This is a genomic window from Streptomyces sp. NBC_01431 (assembly GCF_036231355.1).
Classification (GTDB): domain Bacteria; phylum Actinomycetota; class Actinomycetes; order Streptomycetales; family Streptomycetaceae; genus Streptomyces.
In genome coordinates this window covers 58,863-79,616 of the sequence record NZ_CP109497.1, presented here as the reverse complement: position 1 = coordinate 79,616, position 20,754 = coordinate 58,863, and the positions used below count along the sequence as shown (strand labels likewise).

At 68.5% G+C, this 20,754-nt stretch carries 18 protein-coding genes and 2 pseudogenes; 9 read left to right on the top strand and 11 right to left on the bottom strand.

Annotated elements, in window-relative coordinates; translation table 11 throughout:
- Positions 1-14: 14 nt before the first annotated feature.
- Both OG522_RS37800 and OG522_RS37795 read right to left on the bottom strand, forming a co-directional pair.
- Positions 15-4,388, bottom strand: coding sequence for a hypothetical protein (locus OG522_RS37800; RefSeq protein ID WP_329467968.1), 4,374 nt, complete (start codon positions 4,386-4,388; stop codon positions 15-17).
- A gap of 9 nt (positions 4,389-4,397) precedes the next feature.
- Positions 4,398-4,928 (bottom strand): hypothetical protein, encoded by a 531-nt coding sequence (locus OG522_RS37795; protein ID WP_329467967.1) that lies wholly within the window; start codon positions 4,926-4,928, stop codon positions 4,398-4,400.
- A 572-nt stretch (positions 4,929-5,500) separates the two neighbouring features.
- On the opposite strand from OG522_RS37795, the gene OG522_RS37790 reads away from it, so the two are divergent.
- A complete protein-coding gene (locus tag OG522_RS37790; RefSeq protein WP_329467966.1) occupies positions 5,501-5,995 on the top strand; it encodes a hypothetical protein in 495 nt (164 codons plus the stop codon).
- 820 nt (positions 5,996-6,815) lie between these two features.
- Here the strand turns inward: OG522_RS37790 and OG522_RS37780 are convergent.
- Positions 6,816-7,379 carry a Hint domain-containing protein gene (locus OG522_RS37780; protein WP_329467965.1) on the bottom strand — a complete coding sequence of 188 codons (564 nt, stop codon included), beginning with the start codon at positions 7,377-7,379 and terminating at the stop codon, positions 6,816-6,818.
- 288 nt (positions 7,380-7,667) lie between these two features.
- On the opposite strand from OG522_RS37780, the pseudogene OG522_RS37775 reads away from it, so the two are divergent.
- Positions 7,668-8,327, top strand: a pseudogene (locus OG522_RS37775) (transposase); the annotation flags it as partial.
- Between the two features lie 10 nt (positions 8,328-8,337).
- Here the strand turns inward: OG522_RS37775 and OG522_RS37770 are convergent.
- The gene (locus OG522_RS37770) at positions 8,338-8,685 is read right to left on the bottom strand and encodes an ASCH domain-containing protein (RefSeq protein WP_329467964.1); all 348 of its coding nucleotides are present in this window, start codon (positions 8,683-8,685) and stop codon (positions 8,338-8,340) included.
- Positions 8,686-9,585: 900 nt separating this feature from the next.
- Here OG522_RS37770 and OG522_RS37765 point away from each other — a divergent pair.
- Entirely contained in the window at positions 9,586-10,104 is a 519-nt protein-coding gene (locus tag OG522_RS37765; protein ID WP_329467963.1) for a hypothetical protein, read from the top strand.
- Between the two features lie 807 nt (positions 10,105-10,911).
- Here the strand turns inward: OG522_RS37765 and OG522_RS37760 are convergent.
- Together OG522_RS37760 and OG522_RS37755 are read right to left on the bottom strand one after the other, a co-directional pair.
- Positions 10,912-11,475 (bottom strand): potassium channel family protein, encoded by a 564-nt coding sequence (locus OG522_RS37760; protein ID WP_329467962.1) that lies wholly within the window; start codon positions 11,473-11,475, stop codon positions 10,912-10,914.
- The gene (locus OG522_RS37755; RefSeq protein WP_329467961.1) at positions 11,472-11,828 is read right to left on the bottom strand and encodes a hypothetical protein; all 357 of its coding nucleotides are present in this window, start codon (positions 11,826-11,828) and stop codon (positions 11,472-11,474) included. The genes OG522_RS37760 and OG522_RS37755 overlap by 4 nt, the downstream gene beginning before the upstream one ends.
- Positions 11,829-11,961: 133 nt before the next feature.
- Here OG522_RS37755 and OG522_RS37750 point away from each other — a divergent pair, with 133 nt between their 5' ends.
- Positions 11,962-12,279 (top strand): hypothetical protein, encoded by a 318-nt coding sequence (locus tag OG522_RS37750; RefSeq protein WP_329467960.1) that lies wholly within the window; start codon positions 11,962-11,964, stop codon positions 12,277-12,279.
- Positions 12,276-12,683 (top strand): SHOCT domain-containing protein, encoded by a 408-nt coding sequence (locus tag OG522_RS37745; RefSeq protein ID WP_329467959.1) that lies wholly within the window; start codon positions 12,276-12,278, stop codon positions 12,681-12,683. The genes OG522_RS37750 and OG522_RS37745 overlap by 4 nt, the downstream gene beginning before the upstream one ends.
- A 437-nt stretch (positions 12,684-13,120) precedes the next feature.
- On the opposite strand, the gene OG522_RS37740 is transcribed toward OG522_RS37745, so the two are convergent.
- Together OG522_RS37740 and OG522_RS37735 are read right to left on the bottom strand one after the other, a co-directional pair.
- On the bottom strand, positions 13,121-13,642 hold the full coding sequence (locus tag OG522_RS37740; RefSeq protein ID WP_329467958.1) for a hypothetical protein: 522 nt from the start codon (positions 13,640-13,642) through the stop codon (positions 13,121-13,123).
- A 436-nt stretch (positions 13,643-14,078) separates the two neighbouring features.
- Entirely contained in the window at positions 14,079-14,255 is a 177-nt protein-coding gene (locus OG522_RS37735) for a hypothetical protein (protein WP_329468670.1), read from the bottom strand.
- A 244-nt stretch (positions 14,256-14,499) separates the two neighbouring features.
- On the opposite strand from OG522_RS37735, the pseudogene OG522_RS37730 reads away from it, so the two are divergent.
- A pseudogene (locus OG522_RS37730) lies at positions 14,500-14,756 on the top strand (IS5/IS1182 family transposase); the annotation flags it as partial.
- Between the two features lie 726 nt (positions 14,757-15,482).
- On the opposite strand, the gene OG522_RS37725 reads toward OG522_RS37730, so the two are convergent.
- Entirely contained in the window at positions 15,483-15,962 is a 480-nt protein-coding gene (locus tag OG522_RS37725; RefSeq protein ID WP_329467957.1) for a hypothetical protein, read from the bottom strand.
- 170 nt (positions 15,963-16,132) lie between these two features.
- Entirely contained in the window at positions 16,133-16,801 is a 669-nt protein-coding gene (locus OG522_RS37720) for a TetR/AcrR family transcriptional regulator (RefSeq protein ID WP_329467956.1), read from the bottom strand.
- A 57-nt stretch (positions 16,802-16,858) separates the two neighbouring features.
- Between OG522_RS37720 and OG522_RS37715 the strand changes: the two genes are divergently transcribed.
- From OG522_RS37715 to OG522_RS37705, 3 genes are all read left to right on the top strand, one after another.
- Positions 16,859-18,307: an MFS transporter gene (locus OG522_RS37715; RefSeq protein WP_329467955.1), complete on the top strand. Its 1,449-nt coding sequence runs from the start codon at positions 16,859-16,861 to the stop codon at positions 18,305-18,307.
- Positions 18,304-18,708 (top strand): cupin, encoded by a 405-nt coding sequence (locus OG522_RS37710; protein WP_329467954.1) that lies wholly within the window; start codon positions 18,304-18,306, stop codon positions 18,706-18,708. Before OG522_RS37715 ends, OG522_RS37710 begins: the two co-directional genes overlap by 4 nt.
- A 414-nt stretch (positions 18,709-19,122) precedes the next feature.
- On the top strand, positions 19,123-19,305 hold the full coding sequence (locus OG522_RS37705; protein ID WP_329467953.1) for a hydrophobic protein: 183 nt from the start codon (positions 19,123-19,125) through the stop codon (positions 19,303-19,305).
- 276 nt (positions 19,306-19,581) lie between these two features.
- On the opposite strand, the gene OG522_RS37700 is transcribed toward OG522_RS37705, so the two are convergent.
- Positions 19,582-20,652 (bottom strand): ISAs1 family transposase, encoded by a 1,071-nt coding sequence (locus OG522_RS37700; RefSeq protein ID WP_329468613.1) that lies wholly within the window; start codon positions 20,650-20,652, stop codon positions 19,582-19,584.
- Positions 20,653-20,754: the final 102 nt, after the last annotated feature.

Below are 20,754 nucleotides of genomic sequence, written 5' to 3'. Positions count from 1 at the left end.
GCACCCCCCACACCTCACGGTGTGGGATGCCGTAGCCCGTCCACCAGATCCGGAGCCGTGAGGTCCGGAGAAGTGCAGCGCAGGGCGCGCTGGATCGTGGTGTGCAGGATCGTGACGGCGTCGGGACCGAGGGCACTGAGGAGTTGGTCGGCGCCGTGTTCCAGCAGGGCCATCGCCTCCTCCCAGTCGTCGGCCACGGCGTCGTGGAGCCCTCGCAGCGCGACGGGCAGGTCTTGGGCCAGGAGGAGCGGGAACAGTGTGTGGCGGACTTGCTGGGGTACCCACGGCTCCCATGCCGTCAGCACGCCGGGGCGGGCGGCCTCCCGCAGCACCTCGGCCGGGTCCACCACACTCGCCAGGGCCGGAGGCGAGGCGAGCCGGGCGAGGGCGTCGACCCGGGTGGCCGGTGACGTCCGCGCCGTCGCCGCGATGACCGCCGTGCACAGCTCTCGCAGCTCCGCCCCGGCTGCGGGCCGGATGTCCGCGGCGTACGCCACCAGTTGGGCGGCCGCGACCACCGTGCCCTCGGCGAGCAGGCTCCGGATCCGTGCGACGAAGGCGGGAGTGAGCGTCTCGCCGTGCGCCGGAGTCACCAGTTCCGCGGCGGTGGCGTAGATCGGGTTGGGCGGGACCGGTGGCGTCGTGGGCAGCGCCAGGTCGCGGCGAGTGGTGGCCACCACGTGCTCGTGGAACGCCGTGGCCGCCACGGTCAGGTCGACCAGCATGTGCTGACGCCCGGCCGCCCACGAGGGGCCGAGCGTGCGCGCGTGGATCTCGCGCAGCCCCGACTGGTACGTGCCCCCGCCGAGCGCCTCTTCCGCGTACGTGCGCGACGCCCACAGGATGCGGTCCATCCATAAGGCGTGAGCCAGGAACGGGGTGGCCTCAGTCAACTCCCCGGCTTTCTGGGGCCTGAACGGGAAGATCCGCTGGGCGACCTCGAACCGTACGCGATGGTCTGGTCGCAGATATGCCCAGGCCTTCTCGTCGCCATCACCACCCAGCCACTCGTAGCGAGGGAGAGCCGCGAGTTCCTCGTCGAGTCTGTCCGACACGGTGGCGGCCTCGCCAAGGCCGTGCCTGGAGGCCTGGAGGAACATCTCGGCGAGGCCGATGGTGCGTTCGTCCCAGTCGGTGAGGTGCTCCACCGTGGCGAGAGCGCGAGGCAGGTCCCGTTCGGCGAGGGCCTCGGCGATGGTGCGGGCGGTCCGGCCCCAGTTGTAGGGGCCCCGTGAGACGTCCCGCACGACGGCGGCGGGGTCCCGGTAGAAGTAGGTGTTGGCGCGCGCGGCCCACTGGTGGGAGCTGTTGTACAGGTCGCTCATTTCCTGGAGGTGGGCGGGCAACGGCTCCGGCGGCGCCTGCCCGCCCACGGCCAACCGGTAGTACCCGCGGGGCCGCCCGCCGAGCAGCGGCGGCGTGTCGTCTCCGGCTCGCAGGCACTCCGCGAGGATCTCCTCCGCCTGTGCGGTGTCGCCCTTGTCCAGGCATGTGTGGGCGACGTGGGCGAGTGTGGAGTACCGGTCCTGCTCGAAGCCGGTCCAGGTGGTGCGGGTCAGATCGCGGGCGATGCGGGCCGCCCAGGGCCCGTCGTGGGGAGCCGTCATCACGGCCAGAACATGGAGACGAAGCTCAAGGGAGGAATCCCAGTCGGGGCCGGAGGCGGGCGGCATCCGGTCGTAGGCCCTCGCCAGCATGCCCAGGCCCGCGTCCCGGTCGAAGACGGCGAGCGTGGCGCCTGCGCGGACCGTGTCGTGCGTCGTGGCCTCGACGCGGTCGATGACAGTACGCGCCTGGCCGGGTGAGCCCCAAGCGGCCATCAGGCCGGCCATGGCCAGGTAGGCCCAGTCCGTCCCTCCGTCCAGTGGGAGTTGAGTCAAGCGCGTGAGTAGATGGTCCGCCAGCGCGGGGTGGGTCTCGTGGAGGCGGTCCGCCGCATCGACCAGTGCTTTGGAGAAGTCCTCCTTCTCCGACCAGTCCCGCAGGGCCTGGGGGTCCTGCGCCGCCTCGGCCCGCACGGCGGCCTGGATACGGTCGGATTCGGCCGCGTCGTGTGCGGCCCAGGCCGCTGCCAGCCGCGCCAGGCAGCGCAGTCGGATGGCCGGCCGTGTGGCCTCCAGCGCTGCCTCGGCCCGCCTCAGCAGCACGGGGACGTCGGTGCTCGCGGACCGGGCCGCGAGGTCGAGGTAGGCGTTCGGCTGGTCGTGGCCGCGCGCGATGATGCCGGAGGGTCCCTGGGGGACGGGGCTCATCGAGGCGATGAGCATGCGGGCGCGGGCCGTGTCCTGCTCCGCGGCGGCAGCGGCGAAGTAGACCTCGTCCGGCTGCCGTTCCCACGGCGGCGCGGCCTCGCCCCGATCGGCGTATTCGATGTCCCAGGCGTGCTGCCACAGCCGCAGCGCCCGGTCGAGGTCGTACGGGGCGAGCAGGGTCGCCGCGTTCCGTAGCGGCGCGGTCAGCCGCTGGCCACGGGCGTAGCCCTCCTTGCTCGGCGGGATCGCGAGGGCGGCCTGGACCACCAGCTCCAGCAGTTCCCGCCGGGTGGGGCCGCCGTCGTCGGGCCTGGCTTGCTCGAAGATGGCCAGCGTGGCACGGAATTGCTGATAGGAGGGGCCCACCGCCGTCATGTGCTCCAGCGCCTCGCCGGTGCGCCCGAGGCGGGCGAGAAGTCCGAGAGCCGCCGGCACGACACTTCGACTGGTGTGCAGCAGCCGACGGCGCACGATGCCCAGGTACAGCACGGCCGGGATGCCCTTGTCGCGGGTGAAGTGCTCGATGGCGTGGTCCGCGAGGAGACCGGCCTGCCGCTGGAAATGGCTGTGCCCCCCGAACGTGTGCCGGATCGCACGCAGCAGGCCGGGACACACGAGTTCGACGGCCGCTTCGTCCGCGAGCTTTCCCCCGCAGCGCAGTGCGTGGTCGGCGAGGTGGACCAGCCCATAGGGGTCGACGGCATTCCAGCGGACCTCGGCCCAGCCGGGTGCGTCGCCCTGATACCTGCGGACGATCCGGTGGTGCCATTCGAGCTGGTCGATCCAGATGTGGGGGTGGTCCTGGCGGGTCTGGTCGGCGGTGAGGAACTCGCCTATCGATGCGTGGTAAAAGGCGATCCGCCCGTCCCGCTCGTCGAGGAGCCAGCGCAGTCGGGCCACGACATCCAGTACGGCCCGCGGCCACACCCGCACACCGGCGAGCGTGGCGAGCTGTTCGGCGGTGAGCGCGGCCCGCGCGACGGCGAGGAGGCCGAGGAGGGGCCTGCCCACGCCCTCCCAGGCGGGCGTCAGGGTGTCGGCCGCGCCGGTCGGGTCACGGATGTCCTGCATGCCGAGGCGGTACAGGTCGGTGCGCGCGGTGTTGATGAAGAAGGCGTACAACCCGTTGAGGCCGTCGGGAAGTTCGACCGGATCGAGCAGGCGGGCGGTGAGCGCGGCGTCCCGGCCCTCGACTGCGTCGGTCAGGGCGCGGGCGTACGTCGACAGATAGAGGAAGTTGCCGGCAGCCCGGCGGACGGCGGCGCGGAGGAAGCTGTCCTGGAGGTGGCCGGCGGTTCGGACGGCGGCGAGGACGGGCGGTGTGCCCAGGGCGTGGGAGGCGTAGACAAGGAGGTCCTCGCCGACCTGCGGGGAGGCGGGGTCGATGGGTAGTTCGGTGGCTCGGTGGCGCAGCGGTGCCAAGGCGGCGTGCGGCCGGGAGGCCATGATGAGCGTCACGTTGGGTGGCAGCTCCTGCACCTGGGCCAGCCATCGCAGCAGGCTGGCGGCCGCGGGATCGTCAGCGAACTCGTCCAGGGCATCGAGCAGGATCACGATCCTCGCGCCGGGATCCTCCGCGATCAGGGCTTCGGCCGGTCCGATCAGGGCAAGGTAGGCCAGGTTGGCGGGCTCCAGCAGCCGCGGTTCCAGTTGCGCGGAACCGATCTCGATTCCGCTGACCCGTCCGGCCACCTCGGCGACCTGCTGGTCCAGATGCAGGGTGGCGGTCCGGTAGAACGGCGAGACCGTCAGATCGTCGATCCTGATCCCGACCACGCTGCTGTGGGGTGCGGTGGCGTCGATGTGCTGGCGGACCACCACCTCCAGGCGCTGCGGCTCGAAGAGCCCCGGGCGCTGCCGCGCGAGCTGGTGGCCGATGGAGAGGAGAAAGGACTGCACGTCTCCGCCGGCGAGCGCGCTGCGGCTGTCTCGTCGGCCGAAGTAGCGCAGCCAGCCGGGGTGTGCGCGGGCCAGCCCGGCGAGAAGGCTGGTCTTGCCCGCGCCGGGCTCGCCGGTCACCAGGATGTGGCTTCCCTGCGCTTGCTCGATCCGTTCGTGGAGCCAGCGGCGCTCGATGAAGTCCGGGCCGGTGCGGTTTTGGACGAGAGCCTCGAAGGAGCCGTCGATACGGTCCACGGCGTGGTCTCAGCGCCTCGGCCGGTCGGCTCCGAGGTCCACACCGACGGCCTCGCCGCCGCTCTCCACCCGCCCCACCCTCACGTCCCCCTCGATGGTTCCGCTTGCCCGCTCGGCCCGGACGGCGGCCACATATCCGGCCACTTCCTCGGCGGTGACCCTGCCGCGAACCACGCCCGATTCGCTCGGCTCTCCGGCGAAGAGCAGCGGGGTGCCGTGGATCACCTCAAGAACCCGGCGCAGGGCGTTGGCGCGGCGCAACAGTTGCTCGTCTGTGGTGGTGACCGGATCAACCCCACTGACGTACTCGTGGAGATCGGCCCGCAGGGCCCGCAGCTCCGACTCGAACCGTTCCACTTGCGCGGGGTCGGCCACCGGAAGCACACGCGGTTCGGTGACGGCCGCGGGGGTGGGTGAGCCGTCCTCGGCGGCCCGGTCCCGTCGCCGCCTGAGCAGCGCGCCCGCCTGGTCGTACAAGAACTTGACGCCTTCGGTCAGGGCGGTCGCTGTTAATGCGGCCAGGGAGAGTTCGTCGGACATGGCACGAGGGTAGCCAGAACGTCACGTGCCCGTAAGGAATTTGACGGTACGTCAGGTGCGTCAGGTTCCTGCTGGTATTCCGGAGCCCGGTTCACTGTGCGGCCGGGGGTCGGATCAGGTCACTCGGAGATAGCCGTCTCCCGGTTCGGCAGACGGGGTCAAGGGCGACGCCGAGGCCGAGGTCGCCGAGGTCGCCGAGGCCGCCGCGGCAACGCCAGGATTCGCTGCCTCGGCGAGCAGGCCATGGCCACCCTGAAGGGCTGGGCTGGGCTGGGCTGACGGCTGCTCCGAAAGCTCCGCAGCAGCACCTACCGCATCACCGACATGCTGAAGCCGTCGTCGTCCTTCACCAGACCCCAAGGTGAGGTCGGAAAGGCGCACTCCCTGAACTGTGTGCTGGTGCCGCGTTTTCCAGCGTGGTGCGTTGGCAGGCTGCGGGGCGGGGTGCTGGCGAATCGTTAGCAGGGTGTTAGCGGGGTTCATCATGCTGAGGTCGCTTTTGGTCTTCGGTTCATACCGTCATGCACTGCCGTGGCGTGGTCGCGAGGAAATGGCGAGTATCGCGCTCTGCCGTGGCTCCTCCCGAACGTACACCGCTCGGACGCGACGTTCAGAGAGAGAACGATGAGAAAACGACGAATGCTTACCGCCGCGATTGCCTCACTGCTGGCAACCGCTTCCGCTGCCGTGATCACTGTTTCCGCTTCGGCCTCGGAAAGTACTGGCATCGCCTTCCCGACGTCATGTTCGCCGCACCCGACGACGAAGCCGCCGAAGCAGCCGTCGCCGGATCCGACGACGAAGCCGCCGAAGCAGCCGTCGCCGGATCCGACGACGAAGCCGCCGAAGCAGCCGTCGCCGGATCCGACGACGAAGCCGCCGAAGCAGCCGTCGCCGGATCCGACGACGAAGCCGCCGAAGCAGCCCTCGCCGGATCCCACGACGACGCCGCCGAAGCACCCGGGCCGTTCAGCGGACATGCCACTGCCGCAGGCGACTGTGATAGACACCTCTTCCATCGAGTCGACGGGGTGTCCTACGGGAAATCCGTCGACGGGATTCTCTAATGCGCGGGCAACGTTCTATTCCACTGGCCTGGGGGCATGCGGCATCACCAACAATGATGGCGACTTCATTGTTGCGCTCAACTCCGCCCAGTTCGGAAGCGGACACCCCAGCGCTCAGTGCGGAAAGAAGATCAAGATCACATATAAGGGGAAGTCGGCGACCGCGACGATCACGGACGAGTGCCCCGGCTGTCCCTACGCGGGCCTTGATCTGTCACCGGGTCTCTTCTCGCATTTCGACAGCCAGGACAAGGAAGCAATCTACGTCGACTGGAAGTTCGTGCGGTAGTCGGATCGCACGCCTAAGCCCTGCTGACTTGGCGAAGTACTTGAATGAGTGAGCCCATTTCAAGCTGAGGGGCCTGCAAGCGAGTTGGGCTGCTGCTGGACAACATGAAGAAGCTCCTGGGAGACGGGTTCACGACCAAAATCGCCCGTACTGCCAGGAGCTTCGTGGCGCTTGGCTGCCCGTCGTCGACGGATCTGCCCCGCCGCACCCTGCGATACGTGGCGGATCAACTGCTGGCCCGGCGGCGGGAGTTAGGGCGACGGAGGTGACTTCCGGTCGGCCGCAGGGCCCTGCTTGTCGTGGCCCGCCTGCGGTGCGGCGACGCTTGTGCCCAGCTCGTCGGCGGGGTCGGCATCGGCATCGCGACCGCGTACCGCTACTCCCACGAGCGGGCCTTGACGGCCGTTGAGCGCGGAAACGAATCCGTCGCACCTCGCCAAAGACTGGCAAGACATTCGGACAGCGACGGGTTGTCCGCCTGCAGCGTTGCGGATGCGGTTCCCGGCTCTGCTGCCCGGGTCGTAGCTGCCTTCAGCGGCGGACTTGCTGGTGGCAGGCGCGCACGATCAACGCTCGGCGCCGGTGGCCTGTGTCAGGAGCAGACGGGCGCTCCGTGTCGTGTCGAAACGCCGCAGTGACGGGCTCGGCGCGGCGCTCACCGGTCGTCGGATCGCTCGCCACGACCAGGTCGCCCACCTTGAGGGAGCCGATCTCCCGGTGTGATCCGTCCGCCATCAATACCTGGGTACGGCCGGGGAAGCTGTTGACCTTGCAGGTGGTGAGGTCCTCGAAGACATTGAAGGATTCCTCAAGTTTGGCGAGGGTCGCGGGGTCCAGGTCGAGGGTCTTGAGGGCTTTGAACGCGTCCTCAACGCCGATCCCGGTCTGGCGCGATGCCCAGCGCCTCGACTGCTGACAGCACTGCCCCACACGCTGTGCGAACAGTCCACGGTGATGGGCTCCCAGCACCGCGAGCCCGTCCACAAGACGTCCGCTGGGTGATGGATCGTCACGAACTCGGCCGAAGCCTGCGCTTCCGGACGGTTTGCCTCCGACGAGCAGCCCAAACGCCGACGCGTCCGCGCCGACGACCACGACCGTCTCTCTCCACCTGCCGGTACGCCGACCAGGACGCCCCCTACCCCAGGCACCGACACATCGCAGTGGCCGGACCGGTGCCCGGCCCTCCGGTGTACAGCGAGGGGATCGAGGCCCCGCTCTTCTGGGCGAAGAATCCCCCGGCAGCCGTGATCGGCTACAACGCGGCGGTGGCCGCGATTTGGATGGCGTCCAGCCGGGCAGGCGCTTCATTACGGGGCGTCCGTACCCTGGCCGGCGATGTGGGTGTCCATTCCGGGCTGGGGCGGCGCACTCACCCAGTAGCCGGATCGTACCTTCGCCTTCACCTTCAACGAGTTCGGACCGCTGGGCATCCGTCCCACCGTGGGCTCCTGCTGGGTGAAGCAGGCTGGCTCGACCGGTGTCCGGCGACCTACCACCCAACCCACGGCACCATCACCTACTTCCACGGCTGTTACTCGGTTGGCTACGAAACCCTGTAGGGAGTCAACCAGCGCCGCAAGGGCATCAGCTGGGGGGCAATCGGCGCAGCAAGGGCATCAGCCCCAGCTGGGCCGTGCCCAGAACGATCCACGCCGCCCGTCCCGACGGAGACCCGATCTACGTCATCCTGGACAACCTCTCCGCCCAGAAGAACTGGCGCATCCGGCGGTGGGCGAGGAAGAACAAGGTCGAGCTGTGCTTCACCCCGACCAACGCACCCTGGGCCACCCCGATCGAGGCGTATTTCGGGCCGTGCGGCAGTTCACCCCCGACAACTCCCACCACCCCAACCACACCGGCCGGACAAGGGAACCGCACCTCCACCTACGCCGGCGCAACGCCAACACACGGCACCCCAGTGCCCCGGCCGCTCAGCGCCGTGAACGTGCCCGCATCCGCAGTGAGCGCCAGCAGCGCCGGGGCAGCCACTCACGTTCCGAAGGGGCGTTAACGCGGGGGAGAAAATGCAGTCGATGCTGAGGGCACCCACTCACTTCGCCAACCGGAAGTGCACGATGGTGATGGTGTCGGTCGGCCCGATGCGGGGGTAGTGAAACCGCAGTCTGTCGTGAAGCTCAGCGAGATCACGGAAACCGTCCGCGCGGGCGTCCGACTCGCTCAGCTCGGCAACTCTTTTCACAGTGACCTGCGTGACGACACCCGGTAGTGCCACCTCGTCGTCCAACTCGAACACCAGGCATACCGGGCCCGTCTCCACCGGGTCACGGAAACGCACCGTCGTCGTCTTCTGTTCGGCGCGTACTGCATCGAGGTAGTCGGGATGGAAGTGCAGGCTCTGAGGCGCCGTTGAGGGCTGCGATGAAGTGGTGCCGTCCATTCGGTGCACCCTAACGGAACGCCCCAAAACCCTCCCACATGATGTGGCGGATGCCGCGGGCCGGTGAACGTTGCCGGTCGCAGCACTAGACATGACTACCCTCCGCCCCTCCGACCTCTACGCCCGGTTCCAACGAGACTGGATCACCGTTCGTCGGGAGAACTGCTGGTGATACCGCCTTATCTCACGCTGACCAGCAAGAACTCGCCGAACTACACGAACGGCGAACTCGTCCGCCCGGCTGGTACACCCGCCGCCTCTCGATAACACTCCTACCAAACCGGATTCATGAGTGCAGTGTGCTTGACACGTCTCTGCCACCCACCGCTTCGGCAGCACCTCGCATACACGTATGTCGTCGATGCGTTTGACGGTCTCCGGGTGGCGCGATTTTCTTTCGTGGCAGTCGATGAGGGAGCCGGTGTAGCCGCCGTCGGCCCAGACAAGGGTGACGTCGCGGTGCAGACGAACGCAGCCGGGTCAACGGGCCAACGGCGGCGGCCCGTCGCCGAAGTTCGCGGCGGGGGACCGCGACGACCAGGAGCTGACCGAGCGCGTGTCGGTCGCGATGCGCCGCTTGCCGTACGGGCAGGGGTGTGCCGAAAGTACCACTCGGTGGACAGTCGGCATCCTGTCGCCACGGCGGCCCTTGACGTCCTGTCGGACGCCCAACCGGTGGTCGAGTGGTGTGAGCCACGCATGGCAGTCGCCAAGGGGCAACCCCTGCCGTGCTGGTGAGGGCCGTCTCCCTGAATGAAGGCACTGAGGCTGGGATACCGACCCGGCCAGGCCTCGCAGCTCAGCCGCGGCGGCGAGCACGGAAGTATGTGCGCCGGCTCACTGGCCTGCGGTTACGATTCCCCGTCGGACAACGGGAACCAACCAAGAGAATCGTCGTACGTGAACAGTGAAGATCCAGTGGTCTCGGGGATATGCCTTTCCTACCGCCTGCTGGCAGGAGACTTCAAGGAGGCCCTCAGAGCCCGCGCGAGGGTCTCGGCCGCTGCCCGTCGTCAGCGCGTCATCATGCTTGTGTGCGGCTCGGTGATTTGGGTGTGCGGGATCATGGCGCAGGCGGCCGGCGGCGACCTCCCCGTGCCGTTGATGGTGGGCATCACCGTTTTCGCCGTGCTCATGGTCGGCATGCCCCATCTCCAGGCGCGCCAGTTCCACAAGCTCACCGCGAACAACGGCGAGTATCGAGCGACCATCTCGGACGCTGGCATCACCATCGCGCATCAAAAGGCTGCCACCACACTGACCTGGCAGGCAGCTCCCCGATATGCCGAGACGACGCAGCTCTTCGTACTGCTGGGCTCGGACAAGAACGCATCATGCCTCACCATCCTGCCGAAACGAGGCGCCAGCGACGTGCACGCACTACGAGCAGCGCTCGAGCGTCGCGCAGCGCGGGTGTGACCAGCCTCTGACTTCCTTCGAGGTAAAGTCCGCCGGTCCCGAGCGCCTTTCATAAGCATGAGCAACCGGCGGCCGGCCGCGCTATTGGGCGCGGCACAACGCCTGATCTGACCACTCTCACCAGCGCCGGGCTGGTCAGAGTCGCCAGTTACTGGAACTATCCGCGGGTATGGCCGACGGAGACGACGGTCCCTGGCCGCCATCGCCACCGTCCTGCGCCGCCACCTCGGTACCGACCTCATCTCTTCAACTGGACCGCTGCCGTAACGAGTACCGGTCGGATCTGCTCATTGAGTACGTGTAGATGAGGTGTCTGCCCGGAGTCCGGGCAGTGGGCGGTGGCAGGTGGCGTGGGTGCGGGTCCAGCAGTTCAGCAGTTCCTGGTTGGCGTCGAGGGTCGTTCTTCACCTCGCCCAACCTGCGTTTGGCCTCAGCCGCGTACGAGGCCAGCACGGAGGCGCGCCCTGTGAGGCCAGGGGGCCACCGCGGAAGATGCGGCGGAAACCGCAGACGAGGCAGCCGATGCCGCCCTGCTGGTGCTCTTCGAAGAAGTTCCCGAGTTGCTGGGGCATCCGGCCACGCCGACCACCACACATGCCAGAAGCAGCGAGCCTGCAGCGCGCCGAGCGCGAACGTCCTGCTTCCCCAGAAGTCCTGCCATGTCGTCTCCCGTGCTCTCACGGACCGGCAAGGACGGTTACCGACCTCCGGCCAAGGGCTCTACGCCGACAGCCACATGCCGGACAGCGGCGCCCAAGGGCGGTTCACCCGTAGGCACACTCTTTGAGCGCGTCGGCGGCCGAGACCTCAGCGGTCGGTGTGCTTCGTTCCATCTCTTCTCAAGCCGGTTTGAACGGCCGTGATGGCGATTCGGGTCGCGACACCGAGCAGGATCAGATTGCCCGTCATCTGCACCATGTTGACGATGCGGGCGGCGTCGCTGCGGGCGACGATGTCGCCGTATCCCACGGAGCTGAAGGTGACGAGGGTGAAGTACAGGGAGGCGGTCCTGGTGAGTGGTCCGTTGAAGCTGCCGGAGTCGCTCCGTTCGAGCAGGTAGTAGGCCGAGGCGAAGAGCAGAAGGTACAGCTGGAGGGTGGTGGCGAGCGCCTGGACAGCCCGCAGTTGGGGAGTCGGCGAGCGGGTGATGGAGTGCATCTGCCACACGAACAGTGCGAGCACGACGACAAGTCCGACGATGAGGGTGGCGATGACTCTGCCGGAGGGCTGCTGAGTCAGCGGCAGCAGGTAATAGCCCGTCAGTAGACCTGCCGCGGTGAGGAGGAGCCGGACGACGGCGGTAATCGCTGTCGCACGTTTCGCTACGTGATTTCGCAGGCCATCTTTCAGGCCGGTGCCACTTTCACTCATCGCTGAGCCTCCCCGGCGCTGCTCCCGCGGACTTGCGCGGTGAACCACATCGTCGGCGGGCGACCGACGGATGTGACTCCCATCGGTACTCTCCCGGCCGCTGCCAAGCTCGGAGCTGCCTCGATGGCAATGCCCGCGCCGACCAACCCGTCGACGGCCAGCTCCGCATGGTCCGGTGTGGCGCCCGCCTGCAAAGCGGTCACCTCGGTCTCGCTGTGCTTCGCAATCCGATTGATCGAGATGTTTGTGACGGAAATTTCCACTAAAATAATAGATCGGGCCGCGTTCAGCGGGATCGGAAACTGCCCACTTTGCACTGGGGCACCTCCCGAAGGCCTGATGGTCAGCGGCATGGGGTTCGCACTCTCATCTGATGACGACATCACAGGGAGTCTTCCGGTCCACGCAGCGTCGTGTATCACTCCGTCCGGGTGACGCGGATCGACGGCCTCGCCGCGCAGCGCCGGGGCACGGCATCCCACGGGGATGCAGTACCCCGCTCTGTCGGCGGCCGCACCCGGTCGGCCGAAGGGAGACACTGATGCCCGGTCTGCCCCCGAAGACCCACCTGCCACCCGCATCGCGGCGCTGGCGGCCCTGGACACCTCCCCGCCCGGTACCCGCTCACTGTCGGCGCCGCCGACGAGACCGGTGCTACTGCTGGAGAAGATCCAGGACACCCACGTGGCCATCATCTCGGTGGTCGGTAGCACCCGCACGGTGACCGCCGAGCGCAGCAGCGGCGAAGCCTTCGGGCCGCCCAGTGCTGCCCGGCGAAGGCGAGAAAAAGGAGCGGAGACATGAATCTGGCCTACGACTACCCGGTTCTCGGAGCGTTCTGGACGGTCATGTGGATCTTCCTATGGGTCCTGTGGATCGTTCTGCTCTTCCGGATCATCGGCGACATCTTCCGGGACGACACGCTCGGCGGAATGGGCAAGACGGGATGGCTCTTGTTCGTGATCCTGCTGCCCTTCCTCGGCGTGTTCGTCTATGTGATTGCCCGCGGCAAGGACATGGGCGATCGCGAGGTGCGGCATGCGCGAGCCCGACAGGAGGCCTTCGACGATTACGTGCGCAAGACGGCCGGCACCGGCGCGGGACCCGGAAGCGAGGTGGAGCAACTGGCGAAACTCTCGGAGATTCGCTCCAAGGGCGACATCACCGACGAGGAGTTCCAGCGGGCCAAGGAGAAGATTCTCCACTGAGCCCAGGGGAACGCTCAACGCCGGGGCAACGGAGGGGAGAGACGGACCACCTTGGGCTGTTTCTCACCGTGAGCCACGGTTCAACCTCTGCCGACAGGCTGCTGGTTGTCCCTCCGCACTGCCACCGCCCGCACTTGAGCGGTGCGCAGTCAGCGCTCTCGACGACATCGTCCAGGCCCACGCCGAGCCCCTGCCACAACACGGCCCGGGACCCGGAACCGGGCGGCCGGGAGTGGATCTTCAGTGGCAGACATGCAGTCTCGCACCACTTGATGGCGCGACACCGTCCCCTCGTCTGCTCGGCGCACAGTGGTCCCCGCGGACGAACCCCGCGCCAAGGACGGCAATGCGACGTCGGCTCCCCGGGATACCGCCCTCCCTCACGCGGCGAGGAGACGACACGGAGCATGTCCGCGACCGGCGGGGCGAAGACGCGTTCAGAGGAAGCCAGCACGCAGCGCGTGGGCGACCCGTGGGGCGAACACGTTCAGCAGATGCGGGTTGAACGAGGACATGGACAAGCACAACAGCTCGCCCCGACCCTCGCCGCCCTCGCACAACGCGTGGGAGGAGTTTACGCCGTTCCTCCGGTTGGACACCGAGGTCCGCCGCATCGTCTGCACACCTGCTCTGGCGCCACCCCCAGACCCGCCAGAGCATCGGCGACGCCTTAGATACGGCTGAACCTGACAGGCCGGCAGTTCAACGCCAGCGAGCTCAAGAGCGGTCTTGTGCACGGCCGGTACGTAGCCGAGGGCGGCCGTGGCCTGATGCGGGGTGAGTTCTGGTTCGGTCTGCGGGCGGTCGGCGATCCGCTTGCCGCGCAGCTGCGCCAGGTTCTGCTTGGCGGTGGTGTACGCGATGTCGAGGGCGTGGGTGACCTGCTCGATGGTGACGGCCGGATCCGCGTCGAGTATCTCGGCGATACGGGGCGGGAGTTCACCGCGGGACCATGTCACCGCTGCTCCTCGGGCGGCCCCCGGACCCGTCTTCGGAGCGTCGCGAGTCTCCTTGGAGGCCTGGCCAATGATCCGCGGCCAGTTGCTCCACTCCTCTGACCGCCACCGCATGCGAGGCGATCTGCGGGTAGGTCCTGTACGTGTTCCAGGTCTGCGGGGTTACCCCCAGCGCGGCGGCGGCCTCAAGAACCGCTCATCAACTTCCTGGGCCGCTACTTCAGCGTCAAGGCCAGCGGCCCGGGTCGAGGCCTGCGCCCCTTCCGGGGCCCGACGCTGCCCACGAGGGCGAGGGCGAGGACGAGGAGGGCTCAGGGCACCGGCCTCGGACGACGCCTTGGGCTGCCTAAGGGCCGTCCCGCAGTTGATGACGAGGCGCTAAGGGGCAGTCCGCGCATTAACTCGCGCGCGGCCGTGCGCAGCGCCTCCCCGTCGCGCGTCAGCGTCGCTTGCCCTGGCACTTCCCGTAGCGCATGCCGTCTGCCTTGGGCATCCGCGGGCGCTGCGCGGAGAGCGAGAGCACGAGCAGCGTCGCTACGTATGGGGTCGCGCCGACGAAGTCGCGGCCCGTATAAGAGTCGCGGCTCATCTGACGCCCGACTTGATCCATGGCCATCTGACGAAGCAGACCACGATGGGGGCAACGAGCATGGTCAGCAGCCACAGGCCCACGCTCGCTGGAGAGTAGATGTAGTAGCGCCAATGCTCTGGCAGGGGTGACGGCGCGAGTAGGAGCGCGATCAGCACGGCCCACGTGGTCAGCACGGTTGCTGCCATGCGTGCTGCGGTCATTCCCATCGGCCTCTCGACGGCGCTCAGCTCTTCGGATTTGATGATAGAGCGGCTGGGATGATCTCGCCGTGGCCGGCGTGATCACGGCGTCGGAGCCGTCCTGGACAGCCCCGTTCACCGGGCTGAGCCCCCGCCTGTTCGGGAAGCTGGTGACGGTGCTGCGGCGCGAGGGTGCGGACGCGGTCCGCCGGGGCCGGCCATGCCAACTGGATCCGCTCTGCGGGGTTTCCAAGTCGGCGGTGGACCGGATCATCGATGATCTCGGGCCGATGCTCGCCCTCCAGTCCGCAAGCGGTTCGCGACGCCCGTTCCCACCGAAGGCCACGGCGAAGAAGATCTGCCCAGGCTCCCAGGCCCGGTGCCTAGAGGCATCGAAGCCCGACGCGGCCACCGACCAACTCCTGGTCCGTATGGCGCCGCATGAACGACCAGCAGAGTGCCGGGAGTTGGCGCCCGCGCGGAAGACTGGCCGAGAGGGCGGGGTCGGTCCGGATGTGGCCGCCGGAGCCTCACGTGATTTCGGTCCAGGACTGAATCGTCTTTGCCCTGGCGCCAGTTACCGCCCACCCGGGCTGGTGCGCCAGGCGCCCGGTACCGCGGGCCATGTTGTTGGTGCGGGTGGGTGGCGCGTGGCGTAGACCCAGCTGATCGTGCGCTGGTGGGAGCCGGGGCGGCGCCAGTAGGTGACGACCAGTCCGTACGCACACGCGATACCAGGATCGGGACGGCGCGCATTGGCGCGCTCTGGTCGACGTAGGAGTCGGAAGCGGCCGGAGTCACTGAAAGGCGAGAGCGACAAGCGCCTGAGCGCGGGCTAGTAGTGCCCGGACTTTCAAGGATATCGGCACAGCGGAAACTTCTTGAACGGCTGGTGGTGAATCCAGCCGCGCGGGGGACGCGAAAGTCACACGGTGACCTGCCGGGACCGGTGCCGCGCCCTGGACCGGGTGAGCCGATGGGCACCGCTCCGGGGGCGCCATCCCACCCGTCGCGCACGACGGACAGGCCGACCGCGATCGTGGACCTTTTGCCGCTTTCCAGGGAGGTGTGTTCAGTGGCCGAGTTGCTGTCGGCAGGCGCGTACGACTGATGGGTCAAGTCCGGTGCCCTGCGCCCAGGAGCAGAGGGTGCTGGCGTCGTAGTCGGTGCGTGGGCGTGTCCGCTGATGCCGCGGCGGAGGTGAGTCGGGCTGAGCGGCAGCCCTGTGCCGGTCTGGGGGGCGCGGGGCAGGGTTGTCTGTCCGGGGGTGCGCGTGGTCACGAACGGCCTGGCCGACAGGCTTGGTGCTGCTGGTCACAGCGGCGGGGCTGGGGGTGGGGGTGAGGTCGGACATCGGGGTCAGGGTCTCGTGGGCGGGCGCCTGGACGGGATCGGGCCACCCGGAGCTGGGCGCCACGGTGGGCAGGTGGCCGCCGTCCTGGACGAACCCGCCGCCGCGCGGAGTGGGCTTGGGAGCCACGGCGACGCAGCCCGTGGCGAACAGGACGACGTAGACCGCGAGCAGCAGGCGAGGCCAGTGAAGTAAGCGCATCAGGTGCCGGTGGGGGCGAGTTGTTCCTTCGCGGTGGAGATCAGGGCTCGGTCGACCGTGCACTATTCCGTCCTTCCTGCCCACGTTTGGGGCCAGCGGGCAGGGTCGTGCCCGTGATTAGTTGGCAGTGTTCGGTCAGCGGCCAGGCGCACATCGTCGGCGGCGACCCGTCAGCGGGTGGCGAGGAGGCCAGCCACCAAGGCCCGGAGCCCATCCAGGTAGGTGTCCTCGGCGGTCAGCGGCGCCCAGTGGTCCGCGACCTGTGCCAAGCGGGGTAGCTCGCTCGGGTCGAGATCGGCGAAGACTCGCTCCCGGTAGGTAGGACGGTCATCGTCTGTGCGCCGCCGGGCCGCTGTCGCCCGGATCACGATCTCTCCGGCGGTGTAGTACCAGATTGCGCGGTACCCGTGTACGGCCCGCTCGGGGGGCAGGCCGCATTCGACCAGGCCATCGATGATCTGCTCGACAAACCACAGGGCGGATGTGGACATCAGGTCGTCGGCGGTCAGCACCTCCACGATCCAGGGGCAGGCGGCGAGCGCCTCGTGGATCGTGGCAGCGGCGACGACGATCCGCTCGCGAGGCTGGGCGGGCAGTTCGGGTCGGTGCAGCGTCCGCGCGGCGTAGTCGTCCAGCAGCAGGACGAGCAGTTCTTCCTTGTTGCGGACGTGGTGGTAGAGCGCCATCGGCGTACTGCCGATCTCTGTGGCCAGCCGACGCATGGTCAGCCGGTCCACGCCTTCCGCGGCCACGATCCGGCGTGCCGTCTCGACGACCTCCTCGCGGGAGATGCGTGGAGGTCGGCCGAGGGGTTTGCGCGGTGCGGACGGTTGCGGCATGCCCTCATCTTCCCCCAGGACTCGACAGCGGCGATCCTCTGAGGCTACTTTCCTTACATGTATAAAAACTTACGGGGGCGTCCCGGCGCAGTGCTGGCGGCTGCCGCCGTCGCTCAGTTCGCCTTCGCCCTGGACATGTCGGTGGTCAACGTCGCACTGCCCGCGATCCGCACCGCGCTGGGATTCGCGCCACTCGACCTGTCGTGGGTCGTGCACGTCTACGCGCTCACGTTCGGCGGCTTTCTGCTGCTGGGGGGCCGCGCCTGCGACCTGTACGGCCGGCGTCGGCTGTTCCTGCTGGGCCTGGCCGTCTTCGGGCTGTGCTCGCTGGCAGGCGGGCTGGCCCAGGCACCCTGGCAACTGATCACCGCCCGCGCCGGGCAGGGCTTGGGCGCGGCCGCGGCTGCCCCGGCCGCACTGGCGATGCTCACCACCACCTTCGCCGAAGGCCCGCAGCGTGTCCGCGCGCTCGGAGTGTGGAGCGCCGTGAACGCCGCGGGGGGAGCGCTGGGCGTGCTGGCGGGCGGGCTGCTGACCGAGTACGCGGGTTGGCGCTGGGTGATGCTGATCAACCTGCCCATCGTGGCGGCGGCTCTCGCGCTGGCTCTCGCAGGCGTGCCCGCCGAAGCACGCCCCGCCCGGCGCGAGAGGCTGGACGTGCTCGGCGCCGCCCTGGCGACCGGCGGAGTCGGGTTGCTGGTGCTCGGCGTCGTCCGCACCGACGCCCAAGGGTGGGGCTCACCGGCCACATTGGCGATGCTCGTCGCCGCGGCCACACTTTTGGCCGCCTTCGTCTTCGCCGAATCCAGGACCCTCGCACCGCTGTTGCGCCTCGGCCTGCTGCGCAGCCGCTGGGTCGTCGGCGCCAACGTGCTGGTGTTCCTGGCCGCGGCTGGGCAGTTCGCGGCGTTCTACTTCGTGTCCCTGTACATGCAGCAGGTTCTGGGCATGGGTGCCGCAGCGACCGGCGCCGCGTTCCTGCCCTTCTCGGCGGGCCTGGTCGCGGGCACCCTCGTCGCGACTCGCGTCACCGCGGCCCGCACCCCCCGTGCGTCCCTGGTGCCCGGCGCCCTGCTGGCCGCCGCGGGCCTGACCTGGTTCGCCTTCATCAGTCCCGACGGCGGCTTTCTCACCGACGTGCTCGGCCCATCCCTGATGACCAGCATCGGCACCGGACTTGTCCTGGCCCCGGTCGCCGCCGCCGCAACCACCGGCGTCGCCGCGCGCGAGGCCGGTATGGCCTCCGGCCTCTTCAACAGCTCCCGCCAACTCGGCGGCTGCATCGGCTTGGCCGCCCTGGCCACCATCGCCGCACAACGCACCAGCACGGCGACCGACCCCGCCGCGCTCAACGACGGCTACGCCCTGGGCCTGGCCGTCGCCGCCGCCCTCTTCGCGCTCGCGGCGGTCGTGGCTATCGGCGTGCTGCCCCGCCGCCGAGCCGAAACACCTCACTCGCGACCCGCCGCCCCCGCAGAGAACCGACTGGAAGGAACGCCATCATGACGACGACACCCATCTCATCCATCGACCTGTTCGCCTCGGCGCTGCACATCCACCCCGACGGCGATGTCCGAGTCGCCGAACGGCGGATGACGAGCAGCGACTCCGGCGCCTGGCAGATCGCGACGTTCCACGTGGAGACCGATGCCGACGTTCACGCTGACCACTGGGAGATGCACCCAGAGGCCGATGAGGCGGTGTGCTGCCTGACCGGCGGTGTCCGCCTCCGCTTCCGCCCCGCCAGGCCCAGCGGCGCCGACGAGATGGTGCAATTGCAGGCAGGCACCGCCGTGGTCGTCCCCCGCGGCCGCTGGCACCGCCTGGAACTGGACGCCCCCAGCGACCTGATGTCGATCACCCTTCGCCACGGCACCCGCCTCGAAAAGCGCACCGACACTCGCTGAGCGGAGCGTGGCCCTGCCGGGCCACCACAAGCCTCGCCACAGGAGCGGAGTGTCAGGTCCCTCTGTGACAGCGGTCATCGTGCTGATCTCCTTCAGGACTGGGAGATCAGCCGGTGACCGTTCGTCTATGTGGCCCCCACTTGGTTACCGGGTCAAACCTCCGGAACGAGCGGGAACCCGTACACCACTTCCGTGGACGCAACCCCCGGCCTGACCAGCCCTACTCGCGAACACCCTGCCCCTGTTCCCCTGGGGTGTGTCCAGCCACTGGTGTAACTCGATTGTCGGGTTCTAGCTAGTGCTCATGGGCTCGCCAAGGCGGCGCACACAGAGGAGGGGCAAGCGGATTCCCGGATAAGATTTCTATAAACAGTCACGCCGGGGCTGTGTCGGCGGGAGAGGCCGGGGCATTCTATGCCTTGGAGGTTGATAACTACGGTTCCCCTTCTTCTCGTTCTTCTTCTGGCTCTGATCCTCTTCGGCGCGGGTTTCGCGCCGAAGGCCCTGTGGTGGGTCGCAATCATCGTCCTCATGGTTTGGCTCGTCGGGTTCGTCGCGCGCCCCAAGGGAGGAAGCGGCCGCTGGTATCGCTGGTAGCCAGCCCAGACCGCAGCATGTCCAGAGGTGGGTGGCCCCACGCTACGGCGTGGGGCCATCCACCTCTTTGACGGCCCGTCCAATCACGCTGGGAATTGGGGCCATCACGTTTCCGGATCGCGGTTAGGGGCATCACGTGGCCGTGGCGCGATATCCGCGCACGGGAACCGCGCCTCCAGGAAATCGCGCCACGGTCCGCCCGATTCCCGGCAGGGCGCCAGCCGTGATGAGCGCCCAGGGCTGTTGCAAAGTCTGACGATCTTGGATCGTTGCTGATCAGGCCAGGCCGAGGAGGTCCAGCGGGCGGTGGAAGGGCTCGTAAGACATCTCGCGGATACCGGCGACGATGTTGGTATGACCTGCCGCTCGTAGCTGGTTGATCGCGAAGCTGCGGAAGGTGGCCATGTTCTGTGGCCCGTGTCCCGTGCGGATCTTCGAGGCGTCCTCGGCGAAGGCGGTGTCGCGGACGAAGTGGAGCCGATTCTCGATCACCCACTGGGAGCGAGCCAGCCGTCCGAGGCGCTGTGGGGATGCCTGGCGGGCCGTGAGGTCGGTGAGTGCGTAGATTGTCTGCCGTGTGACCTTGCCCGAGCGCAGGTGGGTGCGGTGGCGCAGAATCCTCGCTGCCTGGACCGCGTGCGGAAAGTCCAGCCCCAGTTCGGTGACGGTCAGGGCCCTGGTCGCTCTCGTCTCCTTGCGGCCGTGCCCCGTCTCGCGGTCGTAGCGCCGTGCGGTGGCGAGTTTCCACGGCAGCGACCTCAACTGACGCAGCAGTCCGGGCTGGTTGGCCTTGACCACCATGAGGTAGTGGGCTCTCTTCTCCTCCACCAGGAAGCGGGCGTGGTCGCGTTGGGTGTGCAGCGCGTCGGCGGTCACCGTCACGCCGGTCAGGTCGAACGGTTCCAGCAGGGCGGCAAAGCAGGCGATCTCGTTGGTCTTGTCCGGCACCCGCAGCTGGGTGACGGCCAGGCCGGTGCCGGTCATCGCGGCCAGCAGGTGGGCGGCGGGGCCGGTGGCGGTGCGCGAGCCGCGGGCGCTCTTGCCGTCGACGGCCGGGGTGGCCGTTCCGGCCGGGTCGGCACCGAGCAGGTCCGCGAGCCCGCCGGGGCAGACGGCGTTCAGGACGCGGCGGATGGTCGCCGCGCTCGGCGCGACACGGAGATTGAAGGCGGCCGTGGTGCGAGCGCCGAGCCGGGCCAGGGCCTCCTGCGGGGCAGCCTTCGCCCACTGGCCGATGGCCGCGAACGAGCGGGCGCCGGCCAGCACGGCCGAACCGGCGATCAGCAGCACACTCACGAACGGGTGACGCGTCCCGCGCCGGCGGCGCGGATCGGCCGGCGTGGCCAGCCGCTGAGGCAGCCCCGGCAGTACACGGTGCTGACGCGAAGGCGACTTGATCAGACAGACACTGGCAGACTGACGGCACATCGAAGCTCCGGTTGGGCAGGG